The organism is Candidatus Binatia bacterium, from assembly GCA_026415395.1.
Lineage (GTDB): Bacteria > Desulfobacterota > Binatia > HRBIN30 > HRBIN30 > HRBIN30.
The window spans coordinates 1-3,215 of the sequence record JAOAHD010000014.1; the positions used below are offsets into that span (position 1 = coordinate 1).

Here is a 3,215-nt window from a genome sequence, read left to right on the forward strand (position 1 = left end):
AAGCGCCGAGAGGCCCACTGCGGCGGCGAGAAAGATGAGCGGCAGGGCGCTGAGGGCGACGAGCGGTGCGGTGGTGAAGCTGGTGATGATTTCCAGATTTAACCGAGTCAGGGCCAAGAAGCCGTAGCGTGTGCCGCCGTGGGGGCGCGGATCATGCCGCACCGGCACCTCGCGCACCCGGAAGCCGAGCCAGACGGCGAGCGCAAAGAACGGCTTCCCCGGGGCCCAGAACCGACGGGTCGCCTCGATCACTTCGCGGCGATAGGCTTTGAACTGTCCCCCGTAGTCTTGCAACTCGCGGCCGACGAGTAGGCGAGCAATCCAGTGCACGGCGCGCGAGCCAAGATAGCGCCACAGTTGCTCGTGCCGCTGCGCACGCAGTCCGCTGACAATGTCGACAGCGGGTGTGAAGGCCGCGAGTAATCTCGGGATTTCCTCTGGCGGATTTTGCAGGTCTCCGTCCATGGTCACGACGAATTCGCCCGTGGCGGAAAACAAGCCGCAGTTCAATGCTGCGTTTTGTCCGAAGTTGCGTGTGAGGCGGACCACGCGCACCTGCGGAAGACGGTCGCCGAGATGAGCGAGCAACTCAGGGGTTGTGTCGGTACTACCGTCGTCGACAAGCACAAGTTCGTAGGGTGCCCCCAGTTGATCCAGGACCGTGGTGGTCCGCTCGACCAGCTCCTCGATCGTCGGCGCTTCGTTGTAAACAGGCACGACAACGGAAACCCGGGGCCGTGTGGCTTGAGTCATGGCACGGAGAACAATACGTTGCGCGCCCCTTCGATGCCGCAACACAAGAGTAGGTCGACAACCGAAAGATGCGACACGAACGGTGAAAACAGTTGCGGATACTCAGGGTGGGCGTAGCGGTGGAACTCCACCTTGATGCCGTACCGGCGGCAGAGGTCGACGTCGAGGTAACTCCGTGCACTTTCCCCTTGCAGCAACGAGGTCGCTCCGAGGTGCCGCAAGAATGCCACAATCCTGTGGGTGGGGCTTGGCTGCTCGGGGAAGGTTGCCGCGTATACCTGCTCTAAGCCAAGTTCGGAGGACACCAGCAGCGGTGTAGTGATGCCGAACCAGTCGCGCAGTTGAAACAGAAGGGGAATTGTAACCTCGACCAGCCGCGTGGCGGGCCTGAGAAGTAGCGAGGCGAGGGGGTCGAGAATTTCGTGGCGAAAGCGGCTGCGCCGGTAGAAATTTTCCAGCAACTCGAGGTGTCGCTCAGCCCATGCGACGTACGGGCTCAAACGCACGGCGCAAATGGGCTCGCCAAGGCGGTAATGCACGGGCACGGTAAGCCAGTGCGCGCCCTGCGGACTGCGAACGCGGTTGCGGTGAGCCCAACCGCTTGAGGTGAATTGCATTTCGTCAGCGACAATGAACGCATCCACACGGCGCATTTGGTCGAAGTAGCCGAGCCACGGAAGATACCCGGGCTGAATGCCAGCAACGCGCATCGCGAAGCGAGGCAGAGGGTGGAGGAGCGGAAAATGTGGCGGTCCTGAGACTAATGTGAACCCCAGAGAGAACTCGGATGGCTGGGCCGCATTTGTAACAGTGTGGGCATCTCGCCCAAGTCGCGATATGGCTCGGAGATGATTGCACGCATCCGCTTTTTGACCCACGTGGGAACAGGCATTTCTTCGATGTAATCGAAATTACAGCGCAGAAAGTACAAGCGAGCGTTCCGCACCAACGGTGGGTCTTCCGGTTGGTTCACCCGATCCCGCCATTCTTTGTAGGCTCGCTCAGCGGTGGCGCGGTCGACGCCCACCAGTTGCAAGGTCCGGATCCGCGTTTCACGAGTGAGGCGCGAGTCGCGCCGGTGCCGGGTGATGAAAATGCTTGCGGCGAAGTGCGCGTAGGCCAAGCAGGCGACGATGCGCGTGACGGGGTTGCGCATTTGCCGCAAGGCAGCCAGCCCTGTGGCGCGCGACATTTGCATGTGCCGGGCTTCGTCAGTGGCGTGATTGGTGAGGATGGCCTGGACAATGGGATGCGCGTCGGGTTCGTCGATAATCAGCCGTTCAACCGTTTTCTGATTCACGTTCAAGGCAAAGCGCGTGAAGTAATAGTAGTGGAGGTTGCCACGCAGCCAACTGAGTAAAGTGTGCCCGTTGATGTAGGTCTTCGTCAGCTTGAGCGAGGGATTGGCGGCGCGCAACTGATCGAGCGTGAGGCCGTAGTAGCCGAGCACCTTTTCGATCACGGTGAGAAACGCTTGCACGTGGGCCATTTCCTCGACGACTTCGCGCGCCATGTAGAGTGCAGGCTGCACATGTCCTTGCAGAATCGTCGAGAGCGCCGAGCGCATGTTGAGCACGTTCACGGCAATTTCTGCCACGGCCGTGCTCAGGTAGCTCTGGCAAAAGCACAGCCGGTTGAGCATGAGTTTGCGCTCCTCGTCGAGCGCGTGCCAAATGGGTTCGCCGTAGTACCAAGTCATTTGCCAAGGGAACAGCTTCGTCGATCCGAGTGTGTCGGGGTCGAATTGGGTAGCTAAGTGACCAAAATGGTCGCCGAGGCTGTCGACGAACCGATCGCTCACTTCCTTTAGTCGTCGAATGAACTCGAATCCTTCCATGGCTCCCTCCGTTCCGTCACATTAGTGTAGTCGAGGCTGCGATCGCGAGTCTATGTTTGGGGTTCGCCCGGGTTGGGTGGGTATCTTTGGATACGTTGCGGTAGCCGTGGCCGTCGGCCAACGGCCAATCCGTGCACGAGGCGCAGAGCGGTAGTCTTTCGAACTGTCGAGCAAGGTGCAGGGCGCGCCGCCGTTGCATTTCCGCACCGTTCCAGATCGCGTACAGCGAACTTTCGGCGGCGTTTCCCACGGGGGCTTGCGCGTCCCAGTCGGTGCCACAGGTTGTCACCGTGCCATCTTGCAACACAATCAAAGCCTCGAACAGCCAGCGACAAGGCTGGCGCGGGCCAACGGCCGGTGGAGGGACGTCGACCTGCCGCCCGAAAGTGGAAGGCTCGATGGTCATGACGAAGTCTGCGTCGGTCAGTAAGGGCTGCCAGCGCTCGATGATGGCCGGCAATGCTGCCCGGTTTTCCGGGGCGAGCAATACCTGCAGCGATACAACCGGGCGCCGAAGACCGAGCGCACGCTTGCGGGCGAGCAGGGCGGTGATATTCGCGCACACACGCTCGAAGTGATCGCGCCCGCGCATGGCTCGGTACGTGTCGGCATCGTTGGCGTCGAG

General features: G+C 61.0%; 4 protein-coding genes. All 4 read right to left on the reverse strand.

What is annotated here, in order from left to right; translation table 11 throughout:
* The coding region (locus N3C12_11485; GenBank protein ID MCX8073057.1) for a glycosyltransferase family 2 protein at positions 1-753 on the reverse strand (753 nt) is incomplete at its 3' end.
* Positions 750-1,463 (reverse strand): WbqC family protein, encoded by a 714-nt coding sequence (locus N3C12_11490; GenBank protein ID MCX8073058.1) that lies wholly within the window; start codon positions 1,461-1,463, stop codon positions 750-752. The genes N3C12_11490 and N3C12_11485, both read right to left, overlap by 4 nt.
* Positions 1,464-1,513: 50 nt before the next feature.
* Positions 1,514-2,590, reverse strand: a complete 1,077-nt coding sequence (locus N3C12_11495) for a diiron oxygenase (GenBank protein MCX8073059.1) — start codon at positions 2,588-2,590, stop codon at positions 1,514-1,516.
* Positions 2,591-2,606: 16 nt separating this feature from the next.
* On the reverse strand, positions 2,607-3,215 hold a 609-nt coding region (locus tag N3C12_11500; GenBank protein ID MCX8073060.1), incomplete at its 5' end, for an SPASM domain-containing protein.

What these genes read in the sequence shown, in the direction of transcription:
- N3C12_11490 (MCX8073058.1), bottom strand. Translation starts at nt 1,463, where the DNA reads ATGCGCGTTGCTGGCATTCAGCCCGGGTATCTTCCGTGGCTCGGCTAC.
- N3C12_11495 (MCX8073059.1), bottom strand. Translation starts at nt 2,590, where the DNA reads ATGGAAGGATTCGAGTTCATTCGACGACTAAAGGAAGTGAGCGATCGG.